This is a genomic window from Arthrobacter sp. 01N442, assembly GCF_056399345.1.
Genome location: NZ_JBFTRD010000004.1, coordinates 166,495 through 192,444, shown reverse-complemented (window position 1 = coordinate 192,444; position 25,950 = coordinate 166,495). Strand labels below are relative to the sequence as shown.

Annotated in this window: 32 protein-coding genes; 13 read left to right on the top strand and 19 right to left on the bottom strand. The window is 63.2% G+C overall.

All coding sequences use genetic code 11. From position 1 onward, the window contains the following. Positions 1-13: 13 nt before the first annotated feature. The 8 genes from AC1DNC_RS08245 to AC1DNC_RS08210 all read right to left on the bottom strand — a co-directional run bounded on the left by AC1DNC_RS08245 (position 14) and on the right by AC1DNC_RS08210 (position 11,496). Entirely contained in the window at positions 14-991 is a 978-nt protein-coding gene (locus AC1DNC_RS08245) for an ABC transporter permease (protein ID WP_476862080.1), read from the bottom strand. 123 nt (positions 992-1,114) lie between these two features. Beyond that, positions 1,115-2,788, bottom strand: coding sequence for an ABC transporter substrate-binding protein (locus tag AC1DNC_RS08240; RefSeq protein WP_476862079.1), 1,674 nt, complete (start codon positions 2,786-2,788; stop codon positions 1,115-1,117). Between the two features lie 77 nt (positions 2,789-2,865). Then, on the bottom strand, positions 2,866-3,936 hold the full coding sequence (locus tag AC1DNC_RS08235; protein WP_476862078.1) for a LacI family DNA-binding transcriptional regulator: 1,071 nt from the start codon (positions 3,934-3,936) through the stop codon (positions 2,866-2,868). A 261-nt stretch (positions 3,937-4,197) separates the two neighbouring features. Continuing rightward, complete coding sequence (locus tag AC1DNC_RS08230) at positions 4,198-5,196, bottom strand: aldo/keto reductase family protein (protein ID WP_476862077.1); 999 nt, start codon at positions 5,194-5,196, stop codon at positions 4,198-4,200. Continuing rightward, on the bottom strand, positions 5,196-6,704 hold the full coding sequence (locus AC1DNC_RS08225) for a glycoside hydrolase family 32 protein (protein WP_476862076.1): 1,509 nt from the start codon (positions 6,702-6,704) through the stop codon (positions 5,196-5,198). Before AC1DNC_RS08225 ends, AC1DNC_RS08230 begins: the two co-directional genes overlap by 1 nt. Before the next feature lie 242 nt (positions 6,705-6,946). Then, positions 6,947-7,228, bottom strand: a complete 282-nt coding sequence (locus tag AC1DNC_RS08220) for a substrate-binding domain-containing protein (RefSeq protein ID WP_476862075.1) — start codon at positions 7,226-7,228, stop codon at positions 6,947-6,949. Positions 7,229-7,723: 495 nt separating this feature from the next. Then, positions 7,724-9,763, bottom strand: a complete 2,040-nt coding sequence (locus tag AC1DNC_RS08215; protein WP_476862074.1) for an ABC transporter ATP-binding protein — start codon at positions 9,761-9,763, stop codon at positions 7,724-7,726. Then, positions 9,760-11,496 carry an ABC transporter ATP-binding protein gene (locus AC1DNC_RS08210; protein WP_476862073.1) on the bottom strand — a complete coding sequence of 579 codons (1,737 nt, stop codon included), beginning with the start codon at positions 11,494-11,496 and terminating at the stop codon, positions 9,760-9,762. Before AC1DNC_RS08210 ends, AC1DNC_RS08215 begins: the two co-directional genes overlap by 4 nt. Positions 11,497-11,785: 289 nt before the next feature. Between AC1DNC_RS08210 and AC1DNC_RS08205 the strand changes: the two genes are divergently transcribed. The 4 genes from AC1DNC_RS08205 to AC1DNC_RS08190 all read left to right on the top strand — a co-directional run bounded on the left by AC1DNC_RS08205 (position 11,786) and on the right by AC1DNC_RS08190 (position 13,398). Then, positions 11,786-12,196 carry a hypothetical protein gene (locus tag AC1DNC_RS08205; protein WP_476862072.1) on the top strand — a complete coding sequence of 137 codons (411 nt, stop codon included), beginning with the start codon at positions 11,786-11,788 and terminating at the stop codon, positions 12,194-12,196. A 63-nt stretch (positions 12,197-12,259) separates the two neighbouring features. Then, positions 12,260-12,715, top strand: coding sequence for an AAA family ATPase (locus tag AC1DNC_RS08200; RefSeq protein ID WP_476862071.1), 456 nt, complete (start codon positions 12,260-12,262; stop codon positions 12,713-12,715). A 136-nt stretch (positions 12,716-12,851) separates the two neighbouring features. Next, positions 12,852-13,079, top strand: coding sequence for a hypothetical protein (locus tag AC1DNC_RS08195; RefSeq protein ID WP_476862070.1), 228 nt, complete (start codon positions 12,852-12,854; stop codon positions 13,077-13,079). A 4-nt stretch (positions 13,080-13,083) separates the two neighbouring features. Next, complete coding sequence (locus tag AC1DNC_RS08190) at positions 13,084-13,398, top strand: ArsR/SmtB family transcription factor (RefSeq protein WP_476862069.1); 315 nt, start codon at positions 13,084-13,086, stop codon at positions 13,396-13,398. A gap of 36 nt (positions 13,399-13,434) precedes the next feature. On the opposite strand, the gene AC1DNC_RS08185 is transcribed toward AC1DNC_RS08190, so the two are convergent. From AC1DNC_RS08185 to AC1DNC_RS08175, 3 genes are all read right to left on the bottom strand, one after another. Next, positions 13,435-14,190: an ASCH domain-containing protein gene (locus tag AC1DNC_RS08185; RefSeq protein WP_476862068.1), complete on the bottom strand. Its 756-nt coding sequence runs from the start codon at positions 14,188-14,190 to the stop codon at positions 13,435-13,437. Between the two features lie 105 nt (positions 14,191-14,295). Beyond that, positions 14,296-14,745, bottom strand: coding sequence for an HIT family protein (locus AC1DNC_RS08180; protein WP_476862067.1), 450 nt, complete (start codon positions 14,743-14,745; stop codon positions 14,296-14,298). Positions 14,746-15,436: 691 nt separating this feature from the next. Next, the gene (locus AC1DNC_RS08175; protein WP_476862066.1) at positions 15,437-15,715 is read right to left on the bottom strand and encodes a hypothetical protein; all 279 of its coding nucleotides are present in this window, start codon (positions 15,713-15,715) and stop codon (positions 15,437-15,439) included. Positions 15,716-15,847: 132 nt separating this feature from the next. On the opposite strand from AC1DNC_RS08175, the gene AC1DNC_RS08170 reads away from it, so the two are divergent. From AC1DNC_RS08170 to AC1DNC_RS08160, 3 genes are read left to right on the top strand one after another with little or no spacing between them, the layout of a single operon-like run. Next, a complete protein-coding gene (locus AC1DNC_RS08170) occupies positions 15,848-16,042 on the top strand; it encodes a hypothetical protein (RefSeq protein WP_476862065.1) in 195 nt (64 codons plus the stop codon). A 27-nt stretch (positions 16,043-16,069) separates the two neighbouring features. Then, on the top strand, positions 16,070-16,450 hold the full coding sequence (locus AC1DNC_RS08165) for a hypothetical protein (protein WP_476862064.1): 381 nt from the start codon (positions 16,070-16,072) through the stop codon (positions 16,448-16,450). Beyond that, the gene (locus AC1DNC_RS08160; protein WP_476862619.1) at positions 16,359-16,589 is read left to right on the top strand and encodes a DUF2087 domain-containing protein; all 231 of its coding nucleotides are present in this window, start codon (positions 16,359-16,361) and stop codon (positions 16,587-16,589) included. Before AC1DNC_RS08165 ends, AC1DNC_RS08160 begins: the two co-directional genes overlap by 92 nt. Positions 16,590-16,620: 31 nt before the next feature. Here the strand turns inward: AC1DNC_RS08160 and AC1DNC_RS08155 are convergent, their stop codons facing one another. The 4 genes from AC1DNC_RS08155 to AC1DNC_RS08140 all read right to left on the bottom strand — a co-directional run bounded on the left by AC1DNC_RS08155 (position 16,621) and on the right by AC1DNC_RS08140 (position 17,870). After that, positions 16,621-16,989, bottom strand: a complete 369-nt coding sequence (locus tag AC1DNC_RS08155; RefSeq protein WP_476862063.1) for a VOC family protein — start codon at positions 16,987-16,989, stop codon at positions 16,621-16,623. Positions 16,990-17,034: 45 nt separating this feature from the next. Continuing rightward, complete coding sequence (locus AC1DNC_RS08150; RefSeq protein ID WP_476862062.1) at positions 17,035-17,229, bottom strand: hypothetical protein; 195 nt, start codon at positions 17,227-17,229, stop codon at positions 17,035-17,037. Between the two features lie 81 nt (positions 17,230-17,310). Next, positions 17,311-17,586: a DNA gyrase subunit A gene (locus AC1DNC_RS08145; protein WP_476862061.1), complete on the bottom strand. Its 276-nt coding sequence runs from the start codon at positions 17,584-17,586 to the stop codon at positions 17,311-17,313. 59 nt (positions 17,587-17,645) lie between these two features. After that, positions 17,646-17,870 (bottom strand): hypothetical protein, encoded by a 225-nt coding sequence (locus tag AC1DNC_RS08140; RefSeq protein ID WP_476862060.1) that lies wholly within the window; start codon positions 17,868-17,870, stop codon positions 17,646-17,648. Positions 17,871-18,004: 134 nt separating this feature from the next. Here AC1DNC_RS08140 and AC1DNC_RS08135 point away from each other — a divergent pair, with 134 nt between their 5' ends. From AC1DNC_RS08135 to AC1DNC_RS08125, 3 genes are all read left to right on the top strand, one after another. Beyond that, positions 18,005-18,523: a hypothetical protein gene (locus tag AC1DNC_RS08135; RefSeq protein WP_476862059.1), complete on the top strand. Its 519-nt coding sequence runs from the start codon at positions 18,005-18,007 to the stop codon at positions 18,521-18,523. 157 nt (positions 18,524-18,680) lie between these two features. Further along, on the top strand, positions 18,681-19,514 hold the full coding sequence (locus AC1DNC_RS08130) for a VOC family protein (protein WP_476862058.1): 834 nt from the start codon (positions 18,681-18,683) through the stop codon (positions 19,512-19,514). Continuing rightward, complete coding sequence (locus tag AC1DNC_RS08125) at positions 19,511-20,065, top strand: GNAT family N-acetyltransferase (protein WP_476862057.1); 555 nt, start codon at positions 19,511-19,513, stop codon at positions 20,063-20,065. The genes AC1DNC_RS08130 and AC1DNC_RS08125 overlap by 4 nt, the downstream gene beginning before the upstream one ends. A 52-nt stretch (positions 20,066-20,117) precedes the next feature. Here AC1DNC_RS08125 and mraY read toward each other — a convergent pair whose 3' ends face one another. Both mraY and AC1DNC_RS08115 read right to left on the bottom strand, forming a co-directional pair. After that, a complete protein-coding gene (gene mraY, locus AC1DNC_RS08120; protein WP_476862056.1) occupies positions 20,118-21,221 on the bottom strand; it encodes a phospho-N-acetylmuramoyl-pentapeptide-transferase in 1,104 nt (367 codons plus the stop codon). A 130-nt stretch (positions 21,222-21,351) separates the two neighbouring features. Further along, on the bottom strand, positions 21,352-21,543 hold the full coding sequence (locus AC1DNC_RS08115) for a hypothetical protein (protein WP_476862055.1): 192 nt from the start codon (positions 21,541-21,543) through the stop codon (positions 21,352-21,354). Between the two features lie 474 nt (positions 21,544-22,017). On the opposite strand from AC1DNC_RS08115, the gene AC1DNC_RS08110 reads away from it, so the two are divergent. Further along, positions 22,018-23,073 carry a S66 family peptidase gene (locus AC1DNC_RS08110; protein WP_476862054.1) on the top strand — a complete coding sequence of 352 codons (1,056 nt, stop codon included), beginning with the start codon at positions 22,018-22,020 and terminating at the stop codon, positions 23,071-23,073. Here AC1DNC_RS08110 and AC1DNC_RS08105 read toward each other — a convergent pair. Together AC1DNC_RS08105 and soxR are read right to left on the bottom strand one after the other, a co-directional pair. Beyond that, entirely contained in the window at positions 23,070-23,633 is a 564-nt protein-coding gene (locus tag AC1DNC_RS08105; RefSeq protein WP_476862053.1) for a hypothetical protein, read from the bottom strand. The two genes, AC1DNC_RS08110 and AC1DNC_RS08105, sit on opposite strands and share 4 nt — an antisense overlap. Positions 23,634-23,653: 20 nt before the next feature. After that, positions 23,654-24,691, bottom strand: a complete 1,038-nt coding sequence (soxR, locus tag AC1DNC_RS08100) for a redox-sensitive transcriptional activator SoxR (protein WP_476862052.1) — start codon at positions 24,689-24,691, stop codon at positions 23,654-23,656. Positions 24,692-25,062: 371 nt separating this feature from the next. Here soxR and AC1DNC_RS08095 point away from each other — a divergent pair, with 371 nt between their 5' ends. Together AC1DNC_RS08095 and AC1DNC_RS08090 are read left to right on the top strand one after the other, a co-directional pair. Further along, positions 25,063-25,500 (top strand): VOC family protein, encoded by a 438-nt coding sequence (locus AC1DNC_RS08095; RefSeq protein ID WP_476862051.1) that lies wholly within the window; start codon positions 25,063-25,065, stop codon positions 25,498-25,500. 44 nt (positions 25,501-25,544) lie between these two features. After that, entirely contained in the window at positions 25,545-25,940 is a 396-nt protein-coding gene (locus AC1DNC_RS08090) for a VOC family protein (RefSeq protein WP_476862050.1), read from the top strand. Positions 25,941-25,950: the final 10 nt, after the last annotated feature.

Here is a 25,950-nt window from a genome sequence, read left to right as displayed (position 1 = left end):
GGGTACGCAATGGTCAGTTGCTGCGCACGCGGGGGTCGAGGCGGACATAGAGAATGTCCACCAGGAAGTTCGCCAGCAGTACGGCGGCGGTGATGGTCAGGAACAGGCCCTGCATGAGCGGGTAGTCAAGGCCCTGGACGGCGTTCAGAAGCTGGTAGCCGACGCCGGGGTAGGCGAATACGACCTCCGTGAGAAGGGCGCCGCCCACCACGAAACCCAGGCCCATGCCGAAGCTGGTCACCGAAGGCAGCATCGCGTTGCGGGCGGCGTAACGGAGCATAATCCGTCCGGGGCGTAGGCCCTTGGCCTCCGCCATGGTGATGTAGTCCTCAGAGTTGGTGGCGATCATGGTGTTCCGCATACCCAGCATCCAGCCGCCGATGGAGACCAGCACGATCGTGAGCGCCGGGAGCACGAGGTGGGCGGCGGCGTCGCCGATGAACTCCCAGGTGAAGCCGGGCTCCAGCCCATCCGTGAACGCGTGGCGGATTGGGAACCAGCCCAGAACGACGCCGAACAGATACAGCGCGCCCATCGCGAGCCAGAAGTACGGGAAGGATCCGATGAAGACCAACAGGGGAGGCAGCACCGAATCGATGGCTCCGCCCCGGCGCCATGCTGCCAGGATGCCGAGCAGGTTACCGACGACGGCGGCTATGACAAGGGCGGTCCCACCGAGCAGGAGGGTCCAGCCGACTTGGGACGAGATGACCTCGGTGACGGGGGTGGGGAATCGTGAAATGGATACCCCCATCTGCCCGGTGAGGATGTTCTGGAGGTAGCCGGCGTACTGCTCCCAGATGGGCCGGTCGTCCACGCCGAGCAGCTTGCGCAGGGCCTCGATCTGTTCGGGCTGCATCCTGTCCTGGGAGCGGGCGAACATGCGTGATACGGGGTCCCCGGGCATGAAGCGCGGGAGCAGGAAATTCAGGGTGATGGATGCCCAGAAGGCGAGCAGGTAGAAACCCAGGCGGCGCAGGATGAAGCGCACGGTTTCCCTCCAATTCGGGAGTGGTCAACATGGTGGGGTACGCCCGACGGCCGGCTTTCGAATTGGCCAGGCCGTCGGGCGTGGGTGGCATGAGGGCGGTTCGGCCTCATGCTGCGCGTGACGCTACTTGCGCGGTTCCAGGCTGGTCAGCACGAGAACCGTGGTGGGTGCGCGGACCGAGAGGGTGGCGTAAGGGTTGTCCTGAGTCGGCCAGCCGGTGAAGCGGGTGTCGTTGTACGCCCCCCATTCCGGCCCGGAAAACAGCGGCACCAGCGGCGCGACGGCATCGTATTCGTCCTGCAGCTTGTTGGCAATGTCCTTCTGCTTGGACTGGTCCGTCGCTGCAGCGAACTCCGCCAGCAGAGCATCGGCTTTGGGATCGCCGAAACGGTGGTAGTTGTCGAACGTCTTCGTGCCCACAGGCTTCACCGTTTTGGTGGACATGGAGGTGTTGAAGTACTTATACGGGCTCGGATCGTTGGCGCTCCATACAATGCCGGAGTCGAAGTTACCCGTTTCGTACCCTGCCACCACAGCGGCCCAGTCCGGGGAGTCCACCTTCGCGGTCACGCCCACCTCCGCCAGGTTCTGGGAGATCACGTTGGCAACGGACAACCAGTCGGACGATGTTGCACCCACGGAGATCTTGAACTGGAAAGGAGAACCGTCCTTGAGCGTCCGTTTGCCGTCGGGGCCCTTCGGGTAGCCGGCCTTGTCCAAGAGGTCGTTGGCTTTTTGGACGTCGTGGTTGGTCCAGGTGCAGTTGTCCTTGACCTGGGTGTTCTTCCACGTCTCGTAATTTCCGGAGAGGCCGGTGCAGTCCGCGGGCTGGGCGTAACCGCTCATACCGATCTTGGTGACCTGGTCCCGGTCCACAGCCATGCTCAATGCCTTACGGACATCAACGTCGTTGAACGGTGCCTTGGCGGTGTTGAGTTGCCAGTTGATCATGGCACCCGTCGGGGGGAACCAATAGTGCCGGTGTTCCTTGTCTTTCGAGACGAACGTCTTTTCGATGTTCGGGATGTATTGCGGGGCCCAGTCCACGTCACCATTGGCGGCAGCGAGGTTTGCGCCGTCGTTCCCAGCGAAGGCGAGCATCTTGATGCCGGCGATCTTCTGCTTCTCCGGCTGCCAGTAGTTGGGGTTCTTTTTCAGCACGAAGGACTGGGCCTGGAAGCTGTCCACCTCCGTGTAGGGCCCTGTGCCGACGGGCTTGGCGTTGGCGTCCTTTTCCGGATCAGCCAGCGCGGACCAGACGTGCTTGGGCAGGATGCTGAGCTGACCGACGTCGTACAGGGCGGGTGACCATGGTTTGTTGAACTTGAACGTGACCTTGTTGCCTTCTGCGGTCACGGCGTCGAGGTACTCGTAGCCACCCTTGAGTTTCTTCTGAAGCTCGAAGGTGTATGCCACGTCGTCGGCGACGAACGGCTGGCCATCGGACCATTTCACCCCGTCACGCAGTGTGAATGTGATAGACCTTCCGTCTTTGGCTGCCTTCCAGTCGGTGGCCAGCCACGGCACGGTGTCGCCTCTGGCCGGGTTGAAGACCAGGAGAGACTCGTAAATGGACTGCTGGACCATCGGGTTGACCGTCGGTGCGAAGGGGTTGAAGTTCCGCACGAAAGTGCCCATGTCCTCACGCGGGATAGTGAGGAACGCACTGGCGTTGGTCGCGGCGCCACCGTCTGCGGGCTTGTTGACATTGGCTACGCAGCCGGTCAGCAACATCGCGCCTACCGCCAGTCCGGCCGCGGCGATGCGGGCCGACCTGAAGTTTTTGGGGTGTGTCATGATGGGTTATCTCTTTCCTGTCTTCATCAGCAAGGTGAAGGGTGGGTGGGGTTAGCTCTTCGACGTTGATTTCGCGGTCAGACCGAAGAGCGTTCTAGCAGCGGACAGTCGACCAACTGCTGGCCGGCAGTGATCGGCTGTCCTGCTGTAAGAGCAGCGAGCGTCTGGACTCCCAGAGCGCCCATCTTTTCGAACGGCAAAGCCACTGTGGTCAGCTTGGGCCTGAGGTAGGCGGCAATGAGTTCCTGGTTGTCGAAGCCGATCACGGCGATGTCCCCGGGTATGGCCAGGCCGCGTTCCTTGATGGCGTCGTAGGCGCCCATGGCCATGCGGTCATTGAGGCAAAACAGGGCGGTTGGCCTGTCCTTGGCGGGGTACCGGTCAAGGATTTGGCAGGCAGCGTCGTAGCCGCCATCGGCGGTCGCGTACCCGGCCACCACCAGTTCCGAATCAAGCTCCAGACCCACCTCGGCCAAGGCCTCGCGGACTCCTTGCAGACGCCCGACAGCCGCCGGAATGTGCGGGTCCAGATTGATCACACCGATCCTGGTGTGACCGGCCCGGAGGAGCCGTTCGACGGCGACCCGTCCCCCTGCCCGTTCATCGGGGACAATCGAGGGCAGCTTCCCATCCAGGTCGAAACAGTTGATGAGCACCGTGGGCACCTCGTGAGCGCTTGGGGGCACATGCACGCCGCGGTGGTGCGTTGCGGCATACAGCAAACCTTCGACCCGCTGTTCCAGCAACTTCTCAACGGCAGCATCCTCCATGCCCTGGGTGGGGCCGGCCGCAACACCTTGGTCCGAGGGGGCGATAAGGAGGAATCTGCGGTCAATCCAAGCCTGGTCCTGAGCGCCTTTGATGATGTCCACAGCGAAGGGTGCGGTTACGATCTCGGTGACAATTCCGTACCAGTCGCTGCGCTGGGATGCCAGCGCCCTCGCCCCGGCGTTCGGACGGTAGCCCAACGCCTGAACCGCGTCGGCGATGCGGGTCCGCGTCTCTTCCGAAATGCTCGCGTTTTCGCGGTTGCTCAGCACGAATGAAACAGCCGTTCGGGACACTCCGGCGTGCTTAGCGACATCATTCATGGTGACCCCACGCGGCCTGGCAGTGCCCCTATTGCTTGGGGAGGTGGTTTTCGCCATTGAATGCTCCAGTGGTCGTCGTTGAGCTTGGTGATGCCGGCGCTAACGGGAGAAAGTCGGCCCGGTCCGCTTTGGTAACTCGCGTTACCTAGCGGCTGTGATTCAAGTTACCCGCGTTACTCCCGGGTGTCAACAAATTTTTCGTGTCGATGGGTGTAAGTTGCAGGTTTCCATCCGGGGTGCGGTGGGCAGCGCTCCGGACGCAGTGCGGCTAAGCCCGAACGTCCAGCGCCGCCGCCCCTCGTTGGCTAGCAGGGCGGTTCAGGGACGGTTCTTGAAGGATTCGACTTTGCCCGGGTCCCTCTCGATCACGGGGCCGAGGATGTCATCGACCCTCTGGAGCAGTTCAGGGTCGAGTTTGACTCCCGCGGCACGGACGTTGTCGACGAGCTGCTCGGGCCGGGATGCGCCGACGATGGCCGCTGAGACGTTGGGGTTCTGCAGTACCCATGCGACAGCGAAGGCTGCCATGGACAGTCCGGTCTCTTCGGCGAGGGGTTTCAGTTTCTGGACGCGGGTGAGGATGTCCTCGCCGAGAAAGCGGTGGTCGTCCTTGAGATCGCCGTTGTCGGCACGGAAGCGGGAGCCTTGAGGAGCCGCCGCACCGGGGGCGTACTTGCCGGTAAGGACTCCCTGGGCGAGCGGCGACCAGCAGATCTGGCCGATGCCCAGTTCCTCGCTTAGAGGAACGATCTCCTGTTCGATGACGCGCCACAGCATGGAATACTGCGGCTGGTTGGATATGAGCTGAAAGCCAAGTTCGTTGGCCAGGGCAACTCCGGACCGTATCTCGTCTGCCGTCCACTCCGACACCCCGATGTAGTGCGCTTTCCCGGCCCTGACAATATCGGCGAAGGCCTGCATCGTCTCTTCCAGTGGGGTCTCGTAGTCGTACCTGTGAGCCTGGTAGAGATCGACGTAGTCAGTTTGGAGCCGGCGGAGCGATGAGTTGATGGACTCCATGACGTGTTTTCGGGACAGGCCTCGGTCGTTCCGGCCCTCCCCAGTAGGGAAGTAGGCCTTGGTGAAAATCTCCACGCTTTCACGGCGTGTTCCTTTGAGCGCCTGGCCCAACGCTTCCTCGGCCCGGGTTCCGGCATAGGCATCGGCGGTGTCGAAAGTGGTGATGCCCAGGTCCAGCGCCTGCTTCACGCACTGCGTCGCAGCGGCCTGGTCGATCTGCTCACCGTGGGTGAACCAGTTCCCGTAGGCGATTTCGCTGATGTACAGGCCGGAGGAACCCAGCTTGCGGTGTTCCATCAGGCTACGTCCTTTCCGAAGTCGGTGAGTTGGAGCGCAGCGTCCGCTGTGCCGCCGGTGGAGTATAGGGTGAGGGATGTTTGGGCGGCAGCGGGGAAGATCAGTTCGGTCATGGCGACGAGCCCAGCGCTCCCGAAGACTTCCACCGAGCAGTGGTCAACGAAGATCTGCAGGGTGTAGCTGCCGTCCGGTCCGGCAGCAATCGGGGCGCGGCTGGTGGACGGAAAGGCCTCATGGAAGCCGGTGTCACCGGAGCGGGTACGGTCCACTACAAGTTCTCCGCTGCCGGGACGGATCCCGATCCGCGTCCCGACCGTGCCGTCGGTTGACCCCCGGACCACAAGGCCGAATTCATCGGCACTACCGGGCGTGAAGGTGACGTCAACGAGTTGCACTGCCGCGCCGCCGTCAACTGCCGCGGGACCGTCTAGGGTCACCCGCCTCACGGGACCGGGTTGCGACGTTATTCTCACTTCCGGCACGGGTTGCTGGACGAGCCGGGGTTGCCCGCTCACGGAAACGAGGGACACGTCCCGGACGAGGCTCATGGGGCTGCGCCAGGGCGATGTGGGAATGTGGTTGGCATACTGCCAGTTGTTCATCCAGCCGATCATCAGCCGCCGGCCGGCTGGGACGTTGCTGAACGAGACGGCGGCGTAGTAGTCGCGGCCCCAGTCCAGCCATTGGTAGTCGGTTACGCGTTGCGGGTCCTCCATCCCCTCGGTGAGGGTTGTCTCTGAGCTGAACGTGACGCCGTCGAACTCTCCCACGAAGTACTGGCCTGCGGAGCCGCCGTTTGGGCCCCCCGGGTTCATGTTTACCGTCAGGACCCATTTAGTAGCCGCGGCGTCGCCGTCCAGCGGCAGCTCAAAGAGGTCCGGGCATTCCCAGATGCCACCGGTGCCGTTCGCAGGGCCGAAGGTGCTGAGGTATTCCCAGTTCTTGAGGTCCTCGGAGCGGTAGAGCAGAACAGTGAAGTCGTGCGCTTCGACGGCCACCATTACCCAGTAGCTGCCGGCCGGACCGCTGTAGCGGAAGACCTTGGGGTCCCGGAATTCCGGGGAATTCCTCGTCAGGACTGGGTTGCCGGCGTACTTGGTCCAGGTGTAGCCGTCGTCGACGCTCCACGCGATGGACTGGGCCTGGGTGCCCTGGTGAGGGGAACCCGGTTTGTACGCGCTCGTGTAGATGGCCACCAGCGGGGCTTTCCCGTCGGCGCCGAATCCGCTGGTGTTGGCAGTGTCCACCACGATGCTGCCGGAGAAGATGTCCTCGTTGTCATCGCAGGGAATGGCTACCGGTTGTTCCTCCCAGCGGACCAGGTCTTTGGAGGTGGCGTGGCCCCAGGACATGTTGCTGTGGACGTTTCCGAAGGGGTTGTTCTGGTAATACAGGTGGTAGATGCCCTCGTGGAAGACGAGTCCGTTGGGATCGTTAAGCCACGTGTCCCTGGCAGCGTAGTGCATGGCCGGCCTGTAGGTCTCAAGGGTGGAGGGGACGCTGTTCATTGTTCTCGTTTCATGACGGTGCGTGGGGTCCGCGAACCTGTGAGGTAGGGGTGTTTTCGCGTGGAGGAGCAGCCTGAAGTCGGACAGGGTGCTGCAGGGTGCTCAGGAGCTCATTTTCTGGGCACACTCCTGGCGGCCCGTCCGGAAGATTTTGGGTTGTGTCATGATGGGTTATCTCTTTCCTGTCTTCATCAGCAAGGTGAACGGTGGGTTGGGTAAGCTCTTCGACGTTGATTTCGCGGTCAGACCGAAGAGTGTTCTAGCAGCGGACAGTCGACCAACTGCTGGCCGGCAGTGATCGGCTGTCCTGCTGTAAGAGCAGCGAGCGTCTGGCCTCCCAGAGCGCCCATCTTTTCGAACGGCAAAGCCACTGTGGTCAGCTTGGGCCTGAGGTAGGCGGCAATGAGTTCCTGGTTGTCGAAGCCGATCACGGCGATGTCCCCGGGGATGGCCAGACCGCGTTCCTTGATGCCGCCGTCGCCCACCGCAAACTCGGCCACGACCAGCTCCGGATCACTCTCCACACCCACGCCAGCCAGGGCCCCGCGGACGCCCTGCAAACGCGGGCTGCTCCCCGCCGGGGCGGCGCCGGAGACCAGTTCAGGCCCCTGTTCAAGGGGGCGATATCCGCCATTGAATACTCCAGTGGTCTTCGTTGAACTGGGTGACGCCAGCACGGAGGGATTTGGGGTGAACGCTCTAGGTAACTCGCGTTACCTAGAGCGTGTGATCAAAGTTACCCGCGTTATCTGGGCAGTGTCAAAAGGTTTGTTGGCGTTGAGGACAGACGTCCCCCGCGCCACGGCGGATCATCACCATCCGCAGCTCCAATACCGGTCAGCCGCACGGCCGCCACGCTGGACGGATGGAGCAACGCCCTTGGGTGAGGGGCGGCTGTCTCGCGGCCATCGGGAGAGGGACACCATATGCGGAGAACGACATCACCCTCGACTTCTGTGCCGGAGGCATCGCATCAGTGGAAAACTCAGCACGGGACTGGAACGATGCCCTCCCGGCCCCTAGACCTCCGCCACCGGCGCCGCGAACTGGGCCTCGTACAGGCGCGCGTACGCCCCGCCGGCCTCGAGCAGTGACGCGTGCGTGCCCTGCTCCACGATCTGCCCGGCTTCCATCACCAGGATGAGGTCGGCGTCGCGGATGGTGGAGAGCCGGTGGGCGATGACGAACGACGTCCGGTCGCTCCTCAAAGCGCTCATCGCCTTCTGAACCAGCACCTCGGTGCGGGTGTCCACCGAGGACGTCGCCTCGTCCAGGATCAGCACCGACGGCCGGGCCAGGAACGCCCGGGCGATGGTGAGGAGCTGCTTCTCCCCCGCAGAGACATTGCCACCCTCGTCGTCGAGCACGGTGTCGTATCCCTGCGGCAGTGACTTCACGAACCGGTCCACGTACGTCGCCTTGGCAGCTTCCAGGATCTCCGCTTCCGAGGCGTCCGGCCGGCCGTACGCGATGTTGTCCCGGATGGTCCCGCCGAACAGCCAGGTGTCCTGCAGCACCATGCCCATCCGCGAGCGCAGCTCGTGCCGCGACATCAGCGCCACGTCCACGCCGTCGAGCGTGATCTTCCCGGCGTCGAGCTCGTAGAAGCGCATCATCAGGTTCACCAGCGTGGTCTTGCCCGCCCCGGTGGGCCCCACGATCGCCACGGTCTGCCCGGGCTCGGCAACCAAAGAAAGTGAAGAGATCAGCGGCTTGTCCGGTGAGTACGCGAAGGACACGTCCTCGAACACCAGCCGACCGCGCGTCGTTTCCGGCTTCAGCGGCACATCCGGGTCGGAGAGTTGCTCCTCGGTGTCCAGCAGCTCGAACACCCGCTCGGCGGACGCCACCCCGGACTGCAGCAGGTTCGCCATCGAGCCCAGCTGGGCCAGCGGCTGGGTGAACTGCCGCGAGTACTGGATGAACGCCTGCACGTCGCCCAGCTGCATGGCCCCGGACGCTACCTGCAGGCCGCCCACCACGGCGATCCCCACATAGACCAGGTTCCCGATGAACGTCATGGCCGGCATGATCAGCCCGGAAATGAACTGCGCGCCGAAGCTGGCCTGGTACAGCTCCGCGTTCTTCTGCCGGAACGTCTCCTCCACCTCGCGCTGCCGGCCGAAGACCTTCACCAGCGCGTGCCCGGTGTACGTCTCTTCGATCTGGCCGTTCAGCTCGCCGGTGTTCTTCCACTGCGCCACGAAGAGTTTCTGTGAGCGCTTGGCGATCAGCGCCGTCGTCACCAGGGTCAGCGGAATGGTCACCAGCGCGATGATGGCCAGCGTCGGCGAGAGGATCACCATCATCACCAGCACCCCGGCCACGGTCAGCAACGAGGTCACCGCCTGGCTGATGGACTGCTGCAGGCTCTGGGAAATGTTGTCGACGTCGTTGGTCACCCGGCTGAGCAGCTCACCGCGCTGCACGGTGTCGAAGTAGCGCAGCGGCAGGCGGTTGATCTTCGCCTCGATCCGCTCGCGCAGCCGGTACACGGTCCGCTGCACCACGCCGTTGAGGATATATGCCTGCATCCACATAAACGACGACGCCAGCACGTACAGCACCAGCGCCCACAGCAGCACGGCGGACAACGCGGCAAAGTCGATCCCGGTGCCGGGCGTCAGCGCCATGGCGTTGAGCATGTCCGCCTTCTGGTTCTCCCCCGCGGCACGCAGCTGCGCGATCAGCTGCTCTTTACTGACTCCGGCGGGCAGCTGCTTCGACACGACGCCGGCGAAGATCAGGTTGGTGCCCTCGCCCAGCAGCCGCGGGCCGATCACCGACAGCGTCACGCTGACGACGGCGAGGGCCAGCACCAGCGCCAGCCAGAGCCGCTCGGGGCGCAGTTCTCCTAGCAGCCGCCGGGCGGACGGACCGAAGTTCATCGCTTTCTCCGCCGGGACGTTCATCCCGGCGAACGGGCCGCCGTGGCCGGGGCCACCGCGCGGCCGCGGAATCCGCAGCGGGACTTCTCGGCCGGCACCCGGAGAACCGGGAGTGCCGGCGCCGCCCGCGCCGCCGCCCGCCGTCGGCCGCTGGGATTCGACCTTGCTCATACCGCCTCCTCCGCCGCCAGCTGGGAGTTCACAATTTCGTTGTACGTCTCCGAGGTCTCCAGCAGCTCCTCGTGCGTGCCGTGCGCGACGATCCGTCCGTCGTCGAGCACCAGGATCTGGTCCGCGTCCGCGATGCTGGAGACCCGCTGGGCGATGATCACCATCGTCGCACCGGCGGTGTGCTGCCTGAGCGCCTGCCGCAGCCGGGCATCCGTGGCGGTGTCCAGCGAGGAGAACGAGTCGTCGAAAATGTACAGCTCGGGCCGTTTCACCAGCGCCCGGGCGATCGCGATCCGCTGCCGCTGCCCGCCGGAGACGTTGGTGCCGCCCTGCGAGATCGGCGCGTCCAGCCCGCCCTCCATCGCGCGGACAAAGTCCTCGGCCTGAGCGATGGCCAGCGCCCGCCAGAGTTCGTCCTCGGTGGCGTCGGGTTTGCCGTAGAGCAGATTGCTGCGGACCGTGCCGGAGAACAGGTAGGGCTTCTGCGGGACCAGGCCGATGTGCCCCCAGAGCTGGTCCGGGTGCAGCTCGCGCACGTCCACGCCGTCGATCCGCACCGAGCCGGACGTGGCGTCGAAGAGCCGCGGCATCAGGTTCACCAGGGTGGTCTTGCCGGAGCCGGTGGAGCCGATGATCGCCGTCGTCTGCCCGGCGCGGGCGGTGAAGTCCACGTCGGAGAGCACCGGCGCCTCGGCACCCGGGTAGGCGAATCCGACGTCGCGCATTTCCAGTTCGCCGCGGGCGGCGCCGGCGAGGCTGACCGGCTGCGCGGGCGGCCGGACGCTGGATTCGGTGCCCAGCACCTGCCCGATCCGGTCCGCGGAGACGGCGGCGCGCGGGATCATGATCGCCATGAACGTGGCCATCATGACGGACATCAGGATCTGCATCAGGTAGCTCAGGAACGCGATCATGGTGCCCACCTGCATGGACCCGTCCTCGATCCGGTACGCGCCGAACCAGATCACGGCCACGGAGGAGACGTTCAGGACCAGCATCACGGTGGGGAACGCGAGCGCCATCAGCCGGCCGGCGCGCAGGGCGGTGTCCGTGACGTCCTCGTTGGCGCGGCCGAAACGGGAGGTCTCGATGTCCTCGCGGACGAAGGCGCGGACCACGCGGATGCCGGTGAGCTGTTCGCGCAGCACCCGGTTGACCGTGTCGATCCGGGTCTGCATGAGCCGGAAGAGCGGCACCATCCGGGTCACGATCAGGCCCACGGCGATGAGCAGCACCGGCACGCTGACCGCGATCAGCCAGGACAGCTGCACGTCCTGGCGGATGGCCATGATGACGCCGCCGATGCTGAGCATGGGCGCGGTGACCATCAGCGTCGCGGACATCAGCACCAGCTGCTGGACCTGCTGGACGTCGTTGGTGGAGCGGGTGATCAGGCTGGGCGCGCCGAAGCGGGTGACCTCCTGCTCGGAGAACTCCGCCACCCGGCTGAAGATCGCCCCGCGCACGTCCCGGCCCAGCGCCATCGCGGCCTTCGCGCCGAAGTAGACGGCGGCGATGGTGCACGCGATCTGCAGCAGGGTGACCATGAGCATGACGCCGCCGGTGCGCAGGATGTAGTCCGTGTCCCCGCGCGCCACGCCCTGGTCGATGATGTCCGCGTTCAGGGTGGGCAGGTACAGCGAGGCGATGGAGGCGGCCAGCTGGAAGACGACGACGGCGAGCAGCAGCGCGCGCTGCGGCCGCAGGTATTGCACGAGCAGTTTCCAGAGCATCCGGTCTCCAGTTCTTGCACGGCCCCCGATTGGTGGTCCGGAGGTCAGTTTACGTCCGGATGCTGGGTGGGGACGGGGTTATTCTCAGGGCGGATTCGGGAGTTTGGTGCGGGAACGGTGGTGGATAGGTGCCTACAGTCTCCCCAACAAGCTTAGGCACCTCCTTACGGAGCAAACGTTCTTCGGTTCCTCGAAGGTTGGATGAGTGGGGCACTCGAGATTTGACGGCAGGGGTTCGATGAGGGACCGGCTTACGGGCAGACCGGTTGCGGGGCCTTATCCTCAGTCGATGGAGGGTCTTGAGAAACGGTTGATAGCAGTTCGCCAGGGGCATGTCAGACCGACCGGGTCGTGGCTTTATGTGTGGGTTGATACTGCTGATGGAGCGATCGCATACGTCGGCGTCACCGGCTTTGACCCGGAGTTGCGATCACACTTGCATCTGACAAGTGACAACCCCGACCATGGGCGAGTGCGTGCATCTGTTCCGCACTTTCAGGAGCGGGACTTTGACGTTCTTGCGTTCAAGCTTCCAGAGAACGTATCGCGCTCCGAGGTGAAGGCCGCTCTAGTCGGTCAGCTTGCCGAGGGTGATCACAAAGTCGCCAAGAATTCAGATGCTGGCCTGCACACCGGCATTATCAGCCCGATCATCGGTGCGTTGGAAGGCTATCGCAGCCAGCTAAAGACGTCCCGGTAGTCTCCAGATGGACGCTCACGGATCGGCATACGGACACCTGGCGCACCGGTTACGCTGGCACGCATGTCTCGGATTCTGATCACTGGCATGTCAGGGGCGGGAAAGACCGCTGTGCTGCATGAGTTGTCCCGGCGTGGCTACCGAACGATCGACACGGACTACGACGCCTGGGTGCTTCCCGACGGCACATGGGACGAACCACGTATGTCGGCACTTCTCGCTTCTGTTTCGTCCGTAGTTGTTTCGGGGACTGTCGAGAACCAGGGTCGGTTCTATGACCGCTTCTCCGCTGTTGTTCTCCTGAGCGCGCCGGTTGAAGTCCTTATCCAGCGAGTCTCGGTTCGCAGGAACAATCCCTACGGCAACTCAGAGGCAGACCAGTCCGCGATCCGCCAATACGTTCTCGACGTCGAACCGTTGCTTCGAAACGGCGCGGCCCTCGAACTCGATGGCCGTCGACCGGTCCCAGAACTGGCCGATGAGGTCGAACGTCTAATCGTGGCGTCCGATCAGATCTGAACGCACAGGCGTAATCCGTAGCATGCGCCGCAAGCTTTGCATGTAATAATAATCTTGCATGTGCAATTCGTAGATTTGTCTCGAAGAGCATTCGGGCCTCACGTGGGGGCTCAGCACCTACCTGAGGAGAAATGCTGTGGATTACTTTGGACTTCCCTGGTTTGCTTGGATCATCATCGTGGGCATAGTTTTTGGCACTGTCACCAACATGATCATCGCCCGGGGAAAGGGCGACGCCGACGGCGAACTGCGGCTTCAGCTTGAGCAGAACGTCGAGCTCAACCGCCAGCTGCTCCTCAGGCTCGAGTCGTTGGACAATAGGGTGGCCGGCGTGGAGAAGACGCTGAGCGACGTCCCCAATTAGTTCGGTGAATCCGTCAGCATCCCCTGGGCCGGAGTCCCTTGCCGAGAAACTGGGCGCTCTCGCCAGTGTGCCTCGGCTGCGAATACTTGAGGCCCTCTCTGAGCAGGACCTGCATGTCAGCGAGCTCGCACGTCGAATGGGAATGTCCAGGCAACTTCTGTATTTACACCTGTCCAAATTGGAAAGCGCCGGGTTCGTCGCAGGCACCTTGGAACTTGGCGCGGACGGAAAGGCCGTCAAAACCTACCGACTGCTGCCCTTCTCGATGGTCCTCACGATAGACACCCTCCTGGCTGAAATCAGGGCGGAGGCGGACTAGCGGGCGCTTGCCAACGGCATCCCGCTCTGGGTTCCTTCACCGCGCGGTGGCGTTCCGTGCGTCGTCGGCGTGATCGGGGTCGGAAGAAGCTACCTGGAAGTCCACGACGTCGACGAATGCGTCGGCCGGCATGGCCGGGTAGTGCCGTCGAAGAGCTTCGAGGTAGCCGTCGACTGTTTCGCCGTTCGAAAGGCGGAGCCGCTCGGGAGTCAGGTCATTGATCCGATACCGCTGGATCTCAAGGATGTTCCCGTGCAGTGGCGGACACCCCGCATCATCTTCGAAGTAGAAAATCGCAGGACCAACTGCAATCTGCTCGTCCCAGCGGACCGAAGAGGTTTTCCGTCCGCTGGCGACGGCGTCATAGTAGCGTCGGTTGAATCGGAACACTCGTTCGGCCTGGGCGTCTGGAAAGAAGTACGTGTCCGAGAGGAGCTTGGCGACGGGGCGCATCTGGGGGCCAGTGACGGTTGGGACGGCGACGAGAATATCGGGGTGCAGATCGAGCATCACCTGCCGGCAGCGGCCACACGGCGGAATGAGACCACGCCCTCCATCGCCGGCGGCCGCCATCGCGACCAAGGGACCAGCCTCGGCTGTTGCCGCAACCCCCAGCGCGACAAGCTCGGCGCAGGGCCCGCCGGTGAAGTGGTAGACATTCACAGCTGTGTGTATCCGGCCGTTGGTGTCCATGGCGGCGGCTGCCACGGTGTGGTTTGGGTTGCCACCGAGCGATCGAGCCAGCGCCTCTGCTGCCTCTACAACGCGGCGTTCCATGTCCAGGGGTTCCATGCACACCAGCATCGCACGAGCCGTGCGAGCCTTCAGGCGTCCGATAATCGGCGGCTTAAGCCCTTAGGGCTCAAGTCACCGCTGCTTCCCTGGCTCTGGGTAGTGCTACGCGGAAGGGCCGAGCGATTCAAGACCGGAGCGGATTTGGGCGGCAGACTCCTCCAGATCTCCCACTGTCCGGAGCTGCCAGTCGGCGTCGATTCGAAAAGTGTCGCCTTGGTATCGCGGGAACACATGCAGGTGAACGTGGAAAATCTCCTGAAAGGCAGCCTCGCCGTCGGCCAAAAATAGGTTTATACCCTCGCAGCGAAGGCCGGTCCGCCGCATCGCGTTCGCGAGTCGGTGACCCGCGCGAAAAATACGGGCGCCCGTTTCAGGATCCAGATCCTCGAGCCCGGAGGCATGATTTCTGGGTATTACCAACACGTGCCCGGGAGTAACCGGGCTGGTGTCCATAAATGCCATCACCGTCTCGTCCTCATAAACGATATTGGAAGGTACTTCTCTTTCGACGATGCGGCAAAACAGGCACGGAACGTCTCGGTCGGTGGTCATGAAGATCATCCTGCCATTTGGCCTCACCGATGGCCTCGACCCGTGTCGTCCAGGGGTCCTCGAGGTCCGGCTTCCTGAACTGGGCAAGAGGTCATGACGATCCCTCTTTCGACGGCAGAAGCCACGCTGCCCATGAGGCATGGCTTGGCGCCGGGAAGCTCAACGGTCCGTTGACGGATCTCCTCCTGCGGGCGGATCAGCTGACATCTCCATACACGCGCCTGAGGCGTCGACGTGCTCGGGCGCGTGAGGTAACCCGTCGAACGTGACCGCGAAAATACCAAGTGAGCGCGAGGCCGAGGATTGCGAGTGGGAGCAACTCTGGAGCTAACGCGAACGTGCCGACGACGATTTCGAACGCTTCGAATCCAATCAGCGAGCCGGCCGCGAACCAGACCCACCCGCCGAACAGCGTGGCGCGCGTAGCCGCACGGCGGGAGGTCCGGCGGGCGAGCACCCACAGCAGTCCTAGGCGACGTGGATCCGGTGCGCGGTATCGCGGGTGCTTTTTGCTGCGGAGAGAGGGATGGAGGGAATGGGGGGACATGACGATGAGTTCCTTGTGGTGGCAGTCAGCGAAGTGTTCTGAGGCCGCCCAGGAACAGCGCGTGCAGCGCGAAGGCATTTCCCGGCTGCGCGGCGCGATTGCCGGCGGCAGGAGGAATTTATTGGGCTGCTTGGAAACTGCTGCTTAGGCGGCGACGGCGTCCGCCGGGGCGCGGGGACCTGTCCCGCCTACGGGTGCGGACCGTGCCATGGACAGGGAGCCTGTACCGGGCTGCTCGTCTTGGCCGGGGCCGTCGGTATCGGCTCGTACCCCCAGTACGGTATGGAGCAGTGCTTGGAAGGTGTAGGCCACGAGGCTCGCCACGGCAGCAATCAGCGCAAGGAGAACGAGATCCGTTACCGGCGGCAAACTCTCGTTGGCCGCCATGCGGAACGCGACGTCGGCGTGGACAAAGCGCTCCAATAAGGCCAACCCGAGCAATAACACTTCGCCACCCCCAATCGCCTTCACGGTAACACCGGCCGAGAACCCGATCAACGATCGCCATTCGCGGTCGAATGCATAACCAATCAAAGCAGCCCTTAGGCTGATGTCATGAATAACACCATGAGGGCAACGCTCATCTGGTCGCTGGGGGCAGTTGTTTTCTCTCTCATCGGCGTGTACGTCGCATTGAATTCCAACGGGGTTTGGTACAGCGTCGCCTCGGCCGTCATCCTTTTGTTCGCCGGCTGCACCTTCGCCGTCAAGGGCATTCTTTCGCTTCGTAACTCAAATCCCAACATCTAAGTAACCAGCGCCAAAGATGGGGTCGACGTGAGCGGAAACGAATGGCGCCGCATTCGCGCGGCGCTCGCAAATAACAGGTCTCGAATTGCGTTCGCCGAGATGGTCTTAGCTGAAGCCGCCGCCAGCGGTGTGGGGCTCAGCAACGCCGAGAGGCAGAAGGCCCTAGTTGACCTTGAGAAATCCAAGCTAGTAGGCCGGAAACACGGTGGATCTGAAGTGAACGTGCCGCACATCCGTGCGCTGCTTAATGCTCCGGCTGGAAACCAAAATCGACGGGGTCTTGATCGATTTCTGGTCGACGGCCGCATAGACAGGTATCCGGCATCCCTGCCTCAGCGTTACGAACTCCTGGAATGGATCTCGACGCAGGCTCTCGAGCGCGGAGCTCGACGAGCGGGCCTTCAATGAACGACTCGTCGAGTATGCCGATGAGGTTGCTGTTCTCCGGCGTTATCTTGTTGACGCAGGTCTAGTCGAGCGAACGCGCAGTGGAACGTCGTACTGGCTTGCCCGGCGGCAGAGTCCTTCCCAAGAGCCCATTTCTTGAAGGTCCGCCCATGTCCGGTCAGCCCGAAGTTTCAGCTGTCGGAACTGGCCTTCTTTCGGGGTCCCAGAACACAGAACTCGTTGCCTTCTGGATCCTCCAGTACAGTCCACGGCTGCTCGCCCTGACCAACATCGACCCTGCGGGCACCCAAAGCGATCATCCGCTCGACCTCAGCCGCTGGATCGTCCGGCCGAAAATCGAGGTGAAGACGATTCTTTGTAACATTCGAATCTGCCACCGGCACAAAGACCAACCCCGGCAACCGGTCCGGTGCAGAACGAATTTCGAACTCATCGTCACCGTCTATAGTCACGACCCAGCCCAAAGCTTTGGCCCACCAATGTCCAAGCTCAGCCGGCCGCGCCGAATCGACAATTACTTGTTCCCATTCGAGACTCATGCGTGCCACTCTACTGAGCCGGATCGCTGCCCGGTGAAGAATCGCTCACTGGTCTTCTGGCGCTGAGCTGCCCTGGGTCCGGCGATGTTCCTTGAATCCCGACCGCAGGGTGGTGAAGATCGCGATGCCCATGGCCACCGCGGTGAACCACAGACCGGTCGATCCCTGAAGGGCGAGAGTTAGGGAGATGATCAGGAGCACTGCGGCAACCGAGAGAAATGCCCATCGTCCTGCGGTCATCAATTCCCCTGTTCGGTGTGCTGGTGAAACGTGCCTTCGACGGAGTGGGCGAGCAGCAATAAGGGACGTCGACGCCGAGTCCTAACGACCATCAGCCAACCGTGATCTAAGTTCGTCTGCATGGGTAGCGAGTGCCTGACGCTGGTCTCGGGTGAATCTCCTAGCCTGCAGGTCGAGAACGGCCCGGCTGGGCCCCTCTTCCACCCCCAACAGTTGACCCACGCGATGGATTGCTTCGTCCACGTCCTCTGATTCGTCGATCACCCGGAAAACTTCGTCGCGCTGATTCATAGCCTCCACCAGCGCCTCAACGATCATCAACTGCTGTTCCCGCATCTGCCGATCATGCTCATCCATGCGGCGATTCTCGCACGACGAAGGTAACTGGCAGGAAGGCTGCCCGTACGCAGCAGGCTTTACCAGCCTTTCTTCAGGTGCACCGTCCGGGGCTTCTTGAGTTGTTCGTTTGTCCCCGCAGCGCTGGCTGCGTTGGCTGCGTTGGCGGCTCGTGTGCGGGCGCCCTCGTGCCGGATGGTTCCGATGGCTGCGCCGGTGAGGGCGGCGTTAACGACGTTTCCTGCGACGATGAGTCTCTGGGTACGCTGCTGCTCAGCCAGTAGTTCAGCGTGATTGTTTTCCACTCGGGCTCGGTGCAGGTCGGTCTCGTAGAGATTGAGGGCGGTAGAGATGTCGTTGGAACGATGATTCTGGACGGCCTCAGTGCAGAAGGCAGTCGCTGCCGGCACCCACTCCGGTGCTGATGGAGAATCGGTGAATGGTGAGCACAGTGCACGGTGACGGGTTCGTGGTTCAAGCGGGCGGCCAGTCGCGAGCTGAGGTCCTGCAATTGCTACACAGCGCCGGCGTCATGCTCAATGCTCACGCCGAGACGCTGCTCGCCCACCCCTCCTTCGACGCCCCATTGGCACGAAGCTTGAGAATAGTGGAACGAACGGTAGGAGAGCTTGGCTTTGAGCGCGGTGCGATTCAGTCACGGGTCTTCACCGCTGCGAGGAACCAAGGCCTCGAACTTTGCCCCCTGGTGGCGGGCCCCTACCTCCGCTTGGCAATCATGGAGCAGACGAATGCACCGGACTCTGTCTTGTCCGCTGGCCGTGCGCCGACCGGAGCAATTCATGTCGCCTCGGAGCCGCTGAGCGAGGACGTGGAGTACCCCAAGGGGTTTTACCTCCGTGTCGTGGATGGGCAGCCCTGGCTAAGGGGCTATCGGTGCGATGACACCTACGTATGGGCGCCGGAACAGCGGCTCGCGTTCGTAGTGCCAGCTGACTAAAGAGCGCCTACTGATTTGCTGGACACCGGCAGACCTGGGTCCATATGAAGTGGGCGCCATGGCTGGCATCGTGTTCCCTCCCTTTGTCGTAACCGCGGGGCCATTCGTCCGCAAGGCTCCCGTCGACCCAGCGAAGGCTCGGGGCCAGGACCATAACGTGGGTTCAGCTCCGCCGCCCGAAGTATGCTTACCGGAAACCCTGAGCCAGGGCGAGCCGGCGAGGTTGATTGGGGTGCTGTTTATGTCTTCGCGAGATTTTTCCTCAACAGGTGCGCCATGTTGGGTTGATACATGGCAACCGCACCCCCGGGCCGCTGTCGATTTCTACGGTGATTTGTTCGGCTGGAGCTTCGACAAACCGATTCTGATGTCGGGTTTCAGAGGTGAGTACTACCCTGCTCGTCTGGCCGGACGTTTGGTGGCCGGTGTGGGGCAGGCTCCACCGCAGTCCCCAGCGGGATGGCTGACCCATATCCGTGTGGACGACGTCGGGAGGGCAGTGGCTCTTGCTGAGCAGGCTGGTGGCCGCGGGCTCGCAAACTTTGAGGCCCCGACGCCCACGGCATTGGTTGCAGACTCCTCCGGAGTCATGTTTTGCCTAAGGCAGGCTGGCGACGATCGCGGCGTCGAACTCGTCGACCAGCCCAATTGTTGGGCAATGAGTTCGCTGCATACTCCGGATCTGCAAAAGGCAAGGGACTTCTACCAAGCGATGTTCAACTGGGAGCTGAAGTCTTCGCCGGACGCCACCTTTTCGCGGTGGGTTCGAGAGGGCCAGATGGTGGCAGTGGCTACCACCACCGACGGCACGGATATCCCTCCGCACTGGAGTGTCAATTTCTCGGTCGACAACGCAGACGACATCGCCGACAAGGCGGCGGATCTGGGGGGCGGCATCGTAATGGCCCCCTCAAATACCCCGGGATTCAGAAGCGCGGTGATCCGGTACCCGTGGGGCGGCGTCGTCGCGGTTAGCGCGGTCACCGCTTGAATAACGCAATTCAGCTGCGGCGGCATCAAGACCTCAACCTGAGGGAACTTGCGGCCCTGGAAGTCCTATTCGACAGTGAGTATTTGAGCGACTACGGCCAATGGAATCCGGACGCGCCGTACGGCTACTCGCCGGCGGATTTCCATGTGCTGGCATACCGAGGCTCTGAACTTGCGGCGCACGTGGGCTTTCAACGTCGGGTGATCTCGGTGGGAACGGACGACGTCGTCGTGGCTGGCACAGGAGGTGTGCTGGTTGATCATCGTTTTCGCGGTCTTGGCCTCGGCAGCCGATCGATGCGCCGCGCCCAAGAGGCGATGCGTAGCGAGGTCGGAGCCGACTTCGGTTTCCTCGGATGTCGAAAAGAGGTGGTCCCGTTCTACGAGTCGACGGGATGGGTCCAGGTGCATGCCACGGAGCGGTGCCTGTCCCGAGTAGACCAGAGCTCGGTTATCGTGTCCCAAGGCGGGCCCATGCTTATCTGTTCGTCCACGCGAGATGCGAGTGAGTGGCCAAACGGCGACGTCGATCTTCGAGGGACACCTTGGTGATGACAAAACGGAACGCCCTGCGTCCCGGGGTTCTCTAACGGAGAGCGCAGGCTTACAGCAGCACCACCCATTCGGCGTAGAAGATTCCAAGTGCGACGGCGACGAAAAGACCCGCGATGATCCAGAAGCGGGCCACGACGGTGACCTGTTCCCAGCCCTTCAATTCGAAGTGGTGGTGCAGCGGCGTCATGAGGAAGACGCGCTTGCCGCCGGTGAGTTTGAAGAAGCCCACCTGGATGATCACGGAGAGGGTGATCATGACGAACAGGCCGGCCATGATGATGAGGAGCAGCTCGGTGCGCGAGAGGATCGCGAAGCCCGCGATTGCGCCCCCAAGGGCGAGTGATCCGGTGTCGCCCATGATGATCTTCGCCGGAGTGGTGTTCCACCAGAGGAATCCCACGAGGGAGCCGCACAGCGCAGCCGCGATCAGGGCCAGGTCGAGCGGATCCCGCACCTGGTAGCAAATATTGGACTGGACGCTGGGGTCAGCGCACCGTTGGTTGAACTGCCAGATGCCCATCAGCATGTAGGCGCCGAAGACAAGGATCGACGCTCCCGCGGCCAGGCCATCCAGTCCGTCGGTGATGTTCACGCCGTTGGACGTCGCGGTGAGGATCAGAATGGACCAGAGGATGAACAGGACCGCGCCGATCAGCGGCCCGGCAAAGGCCAAATCCAAGGAAGTGTCCCGAACGAAGGAGATTGCGGTGGAGGCTGGAGTGCGTCCGTGCTCATCGGGAAAGTTGAGCGCGAGTGCGCCGAACGTCACCCCGACGGCTGTCTGGCCGACGATTTTCGCCGGCGCGGTGAGCCCGAGGCTGCGCTGCCTGGAGACCTTGATGTAATCATCGAAAAATCCCACGAGGCCCATGCCGACCGTGACCACGAGGAGCAGCAGTCCCGACGCTGTTGGGCCCGACGATGGACCAAGCATCGCCATGGTCCCGTGCGTGGCGAAGTAGGCGATCACCACCGAAGCAATGATCCACGCCCCGCCCATGGTGGGCGTGCCACGTTTGGTGTGGTGGGTGGTGGGGCCGTCGTCGCGGATGAACTGGCCGTACTTCTTCCTAACCAGATAGCGGGCGAGGACTGGCGTGCCGCTCAACGACAGGACCAAGGCCAAAGCAGCGGCGATCAGCAGCGCAATCATCGGGAGGCGCCCCTTCTGTTTCCCGGACTAGGTCCGTTTCATGACTCGGGTGGATCGCCGGGCACCCCCGCCGACTCGTTCGACGCCGATCCTAGCCGATCGTTTCGTCAGTACCAGCGTCAAGAACTCTTCACTTGAGCCAGGGGAATCCCCCAGGCATGGCAGACGCACGGCTAGACACGGCCTCGAAGTCGTGGAGCGCCGGGGCGAGCGGCAGGTCATGGGGTTCAACGGCGATTTCGGCCATGACAGGAACGGGCTCGGTGCTGATGAACTGGCATTCGGTGATCGGACCAAGGATGGGGTCCGTGTAGCTGGGCATCCTTGTGAAACTTCTGCTCGGAAGTACGTAGACCACCCCGGGCTCGGTAGGAGGCTGGCCGTCCGCAGTTGCAGCATACGAGAGGAAGATACGCCGTTCCGACCACCCTCCGGCCGCGGTGCCAGGATAGAAGCAGGCGTTTAGGAAGCGTCGGCAGGACGATGAACGGATCGCGTACGCGACCGCCCATGACGGGTCTTCGGTCGCATAGACGGCTGTCGTCTTTGAAAAGTCGTCAAGGCTGAAGTCGAGGGGCGCCCTTGGGGTAAGCGACGTAAGACCTGGTGCCTGCGACCCGTGCAGCAGGACGTCACTGGTTGCGACAAGTTTGGCAAGTTGAGTCCAGGTCTTGCCACCTTTGGCCGGAGCGGGCACGTGCCAGGTGAATGCATCCACGCGACAAACGCTAGCAGCGCCGCGTCCGGGCCGGCGTGGAAGCCAGGAGATGGGATGACCGACTGCTCTAATGATCTGATGACGTCACAGAAACTGGCTGCCCCGGCGAAGGCCCGCCCCGGCGATCGGGTCGCGATCCTCTCTCCGGCTTTTGCGGCCCCGGCAGTCTCGGAGGCGGTCCACGAGCAGGCTATGCGGCGGCTAACGGAATCCACGGGGCTGATTCCAGTCGAGTACCCGACTACGCGGCAACTCGGTGCAAGCGCCCAAGCACGGGCTGCCGACCTCACTGCGGCCTTCGCCGATCCAACGATCCGGGCCGTTCTTGCGACGATTGGGGGCAATGACCAGATCACGGTCATCAAGCACATCGACGCCGGTGTCGTCGCCAGCAACCCGAAGCCGTTCCTTGGCTACAGCGACAACACGAACCTGCACAACTTCCTGTGGGGTCTCGGGATCCCCAGCTACTACGGCGGCTCCACGCAGGTGCACCTTGGAGCAGGTCCGCACGTGGACAGCGTGCACCTTCTCTCGCTTCGCGCCGCACTCATCGACGGCGGAACCATCGAGTTGTCTGATCCCGGAGAGTCAGAAGACTACGGCGTCGCTTGGACAGACCCTCGCGCCCTGACCCAGTTCGGTGTCCGCGAGGCGACGGAACCGTGGGCCTGGTCCGGTCCTCAGACGGTTGTGGAAGGACGGTCGTGGGGCGGCTGTCTCGAGGTGATCGACCAAATTGCGATGGCTGACCGGATGCCGGCCGTTGGCGACCTCGAAGGGGCGATCCTCCTCTTCGAGACAAGCGAGGTGCTGCCGGCCGCGGACGACGTCAAGAGATGGGTACGGGCCCTGGGCGAGCGGGGAATCCTTGAAGCCGCCGCCGGCGTACTCGTCGCCCGTCCACCCGTCAGCCAACTGGGCGCACCAGTTCCGGCACCCGACGAACGAGCCCGCCTGCGGACGGAACAGCGCGAGGTAATCATCGAGCAGGTCAGCGCGTACAACCCGGACGCCGTCGTCTGCGTCGGAGTTCCCTTCGGCCATACCCGGCCCCAGTGGATCCTTCCCCACGGTGGACTCATCCGCCTCGACGGAACCACCAAAACACTCACCGCTGACTACGGCATCTAACGGGGGTTTATGGTCACGGAGTCGGCGCCGCACGTGAGCCGTAGGCGCGCGTTTGTGGCTAGAAGCCGACAATCCCGGTCCTTGACCCGAGGGAACCCAGCCAGTTCATCAGCGGAACCGTGCCTGACGTAGTGGAACTCGTCGTACTTGGTAAAGATCTCCACGACGTCGCCGTCGAACCCGTCCTGAGTTACGAGTACGGATTGACCGGTGGGGGCCTCCAGTTCAACGTCGTCGCCGATTCCAGCGGCGCCAAAATAGGCGGCAAGCACGACCGCTGCAAGGTAAGGCGCCGCCAGGATGGAGCCGGCGCACGCTGTCCATCCCACGCTTCGCCGGATCCACCGCTGGCGGATGCGGCCGATCAGCGCGGGGACCAGCAGAAACGCGCCCACGGCGCCGCCGAGCAGACTGAGCAGCTGAATCCATCCGGTAATCGCAGACCCGGAAACACCCCGGTGAAAGAAGACGACTTGCCGGCCGTAGGCGTCTGAGGCAGGTGCGCCCCAAATGGCCGTCGCCCACCAGAAGGCGAAAACGGCTGTGGCAACAAGCGCCACGCCCCAGCCTTCACGCCGCGTCATTGATCGCCCGCTCCCACCGCTCCCCCACGCAAGGACATCGCCGAGAGACGGACGCGTTCCAAGCGCGCGCCGAAGCCTGCCGGCACCTGAGCCGGCAGTGCGTCGATCGGAAACCATCGGACGTCCTCACTTTCATCGCTCACCGAGATCTCGGCATCCGGGGCGATCACGGCAGCGAACCCCACGTCCCAATGGGCAGCACACGAGAACCCCGAATTCAGATCGTGCCGATCAAGATCCATGATCGCGCTAGAGAGCAGGACAAGTTCGGCTATTCCTGACTCCTCGCGAGTCTCTCTCTGGGCGGCTTCCGCCACCGATGCGTCCGTCGACTCGATGTGGCCGCCGAACTGCACCCAGAACTGCCCCTTGCGATGGAATGACAAGAGAACTTGGTCGAAGGCGGGAGAAAATACGAAGCAGGACCCCGTGACATGCTCTGGGCCGTTGTTCCGACGCAAGGCGGCGTCCCCCGCGGCGTTCAGGAACCGCAGATTCGCGTCTCGCGGTTCCGATTCAGGAAGTGCGCTGAGGCTAGTGAGCAGGTCCTCGAGCGGCGACCTGGGGCCGGCCCCTGCTTCGCTGGCCCTGCGGGACCAGCGGGATCCGCTTCCTTCGCCGGCAGCCGTGTCCCCGGGATTCACCAACGAGCACCGCTGCAGGGAGAGGCAACCACAGCCGATGCAACTCTCCAGGGAAGTTTCCAGTACACGTAGTTCACGGATCCGCCGCTCTACAAGTTGAGCCCACTCGCGGCTTATCTCCGACCAGTCGGCCTGGCTTGGGGCCTTGTCCCGGGGAAGCCTGTCCAACACTGTTTTGATCTGTTCGATTGACAGTCCCACCCGTTGAGCGGCCGAAACCAGGGCCAGCCGCCGAAGAGTCATCCTCTTGTAGCGACGCTGGTTGCCGCTGGTCCGCTGGGAGTACACCAACCCGCGTTCTTCGTAATAGCGCAGCGTGGGCACGGTAATACCGGCGCGGGTGGCTATCTCGCCCACAGACATCAGGGAATCAGGGATGGTTTGCGGCATTCGGGAAGTATGCCACAGCGGCGGATTTGACCTCAAGTCAACTTGAGGTTGTTGAGTGGGTCTTGGTAATTACCCCTCACAAAGAAAAGCAGGCCAATGAGAAATCCCCTTCAGAATCGTTCCAGGACGTCAACGCCGGGCGAGCCGACTCGTCTCGAGGAAGCACAACGGCGTCACCTGCGGCCGTGGGAAACGAAGGCGCTCGACGCGGCATTGTCTTCCATCGCTCGCATTCGATAGCGCCCCCTCGGCCTGTGCCGGCGGCGTCACCCCGAAGCCGCCGGCGCTGGCGCAGCGTGGCCGGCCCGGACGCCCCACGGCCCGCCCGTCGCCTCTGGAACTGCGGGCGCCCGGCTCGGTAGCGTGTGCGCATGAGCATCAAACTGGAGAACGTCGGCATCGCCGTGCGCGACCTCGAGGCAGCGATCGCCTTCTTCACCGATCTCGGCCTCACGGTGATCGGCCGTGACACCGTCAGCGGCGAATGGACGGACACCGCCGTCGGCCTGGACGGAAATCACGCAAACATCGCCATGCTGCAAACGCCGGACGGCCTCGGCCGCCTTGAGCTTTTCGAGTACCTCCACCCCGAGGCGATCGAGACGGAGCCCACCCTGCCCAACGAGATCGGCATGCACAGGGTTGCGTTCTCCGTGGAGAACATCGACAAAGCCCTGGAAATCGCCGCGCGGCACGGCTGTCATCCGCTGCGCGGGGTGGCCACCTACAAGGACATCTACAAGCTCAGCTACGTCCGCGGCCCCAGCGGCATCATTGTGATGCTCGCCGAGGAATTGAAGAAAAGCTGAGGGACCGGCCGCGCGCGGAGCTGACCCGGGTGTAGCTTGGCCAGATGCTGAGCATAGGTTCGATCGTCATCAGGGTGGACAACCTGGAGCGGCAGATGCGGTTCTGGCAGGCGGCGCTCGGCTACGTGCCTCGGCACGAGGCCAGCGGCGACTTTGTCATCCTGCAGCCACCGGACGGGGCAGGCACGTGCATTTCGCTGGACCGCGTCCGGGCAGCGCTTCAGATCCCACCGCGCCTGCACCTCGACCTCTACGCCGATGACCAGGCTGCCGAAGTGGAGCGGCTCCTCGCGCTCGGCGCCACCCGGGTGCACTGGGACAAACAGCCGGCGGACTCGGACTACGTCATCCTGGCCGACCCGGAAGGCAACCGGTTCTGTGTGGTGGACACCGCCGGGCCCGGAAATTCTCCCGCCCCGGGCGAAAGAAGGGCGCCGTAGTCCTTGCGCT

Bases quoted from the DNA above. Each gene is read 5' to 3' on its own strand.
- AC1DNC_RS08240 (WP_476862079.1), bottom strand. From the start codon at position 2,788: ATGACACACCCCAAAAACTTCAGGTCGGCCCGCATCGCCGCGGCCGGA.
- AC1DNC_RS08235 (WP_476862078.1), bottom strand. From the start codon at position 3,936: ATGGCGAAAACCACCTCCCCAAGCAATAGGGGCACTGCCAGGCCGCGT.
- AC1DNC_RS08230 (WP_476862077.1), bottom strand. From the start codon at position 5,196: ATGGAACACCGCAAGCTGGGTTCCTCCGGCCTGTACATCAGCGAAATC.
- AC1DNC_RS08225 (WP_476862076.1), bottom strand. From the start codon at position 6,704: ATGAACAGCGTCCCCTCCACCCTTGAGACCTACAGGCCGGCCATGCAC.
- AC1DNC_RS08215 (WP_476862074.1), bottom strand. From the start codon at position 9,763: ATGAGCAAGGTCGAATCCCAGCGGCCGACGGCGGGCGGCGGCGCGGGC.
- AC1DNC_RS08210 (WP_476862073.1), bottom strand. From the start codon at position 11,496: ATGCTCTGGAAACTGCTCGTGCAATACCTGCGGCCGCAGCGCGCGCTG.
- AC1DNC_RS08205 (WP_476862072.1), top strand. From the start codon at position 11,786: ATGGAGGGTCTTGAGAAACGGTTGATAGCAGTTCGCCAGGGGCATGTC.
- AC1DNC_RS08200 (WP_476862071.1), top strand. From the start codon at position 12,260: ATGTCTCGGATTCTGATCACTGGCATGTCAGGGGCGGGAAAGACCGCT.
- AC1DNC_RS08185 (WP_476862068.1), bottom strand. From the start codon at position 14,190: ATGGAACCCCTGGACATGGAACGCCGCGTTGTAGAGGCAGCAGAGGCG.
- AC1DNC_RS08180 (WP_476862067.1), bottom strand. From the start codon at position 14,745: ATGACCACCGACCGAGACGTTCCGTGCCTGTTTTGCCGCATCGTCGAA.
- AC1DNC_RS08170 (WP_476862065.1), top strand. From the start codon at position 15,848: ATGAATAACACCATGAGGGCAACGCTCATCTGGTCGCTGGGGGCAGTT.
- AC1DNC_RS08155 (WP_476862063.1), bottom strand. From the start codon at position 16,989: ATGAGTCTCGAATGGGAACAAGTAATTGTCGATTCGGCGCGGCCGGCT.
- AC1DNC_RS08150 (WP_476862062.1), bottom strand. From the start codon at position 17,229: ATGACCGCAGGACGATGGGCATTTCTCTCGGTTGCCGCAGTGCTCCTG.
- AC1DNC_RS08145 (WP_476862061.1), bottom strand. From the start codon at position 17,586: ATGGATGAGCATGATCGGCAGATGCGGGAACAGCAGTTGATGATCGTT.
- AC1DNC_RS08135 (WP_476862059.1), top strand. From the start codon at position 18,005: ATGGTGAGCACAGTGCACGGTGACGGGTTCGTGGTTCAAGCGGGCGGC.
- mraY (WP_476862056.1), bottom strand. From the start codon at position 21,221: ATGATTGCGCTGCTGATCGCCGCTGCTTTGGCCTTGGTCCTGTCGTTG.
- AC1DNC_RS08115 (WP_476862055.1), bottom strand. From the start codon at position 21,543: ATGCCCAGCTACACGGACCCCATCCTTGGTCCGATCACCGAATGCCAG.
- AC1DNC_RS08110 (WP_476862054.1), top strand. From the start codon at position 22,018: ATGACGTCACAGAAACTGGCTGCCCCGGCGAAGGCCCGCCCCGGCGAT.
- soxR (WP_476862052.1), bottom strand. From the start codon at position 24,691: ATGCCGCAAACCATCCCTGATTCCCTGATGTCTGTGGGCGAGATAGCC.
- AC1DNC_RS08095 (WP_476862051.1), top strand. From the start codon at position 25,063: ATGAGCATCAAACTGGAGAACGTCGGCATCGCCGTGCGCGACCTCGAG.
- AC1DNC_RS08090 (WP_476862050.1), top strand. From the start codon at position 25,545: ATGCTGAGCATAGGTTCGATCGTCATCAGGGTGGACAACCTGGAGCGG.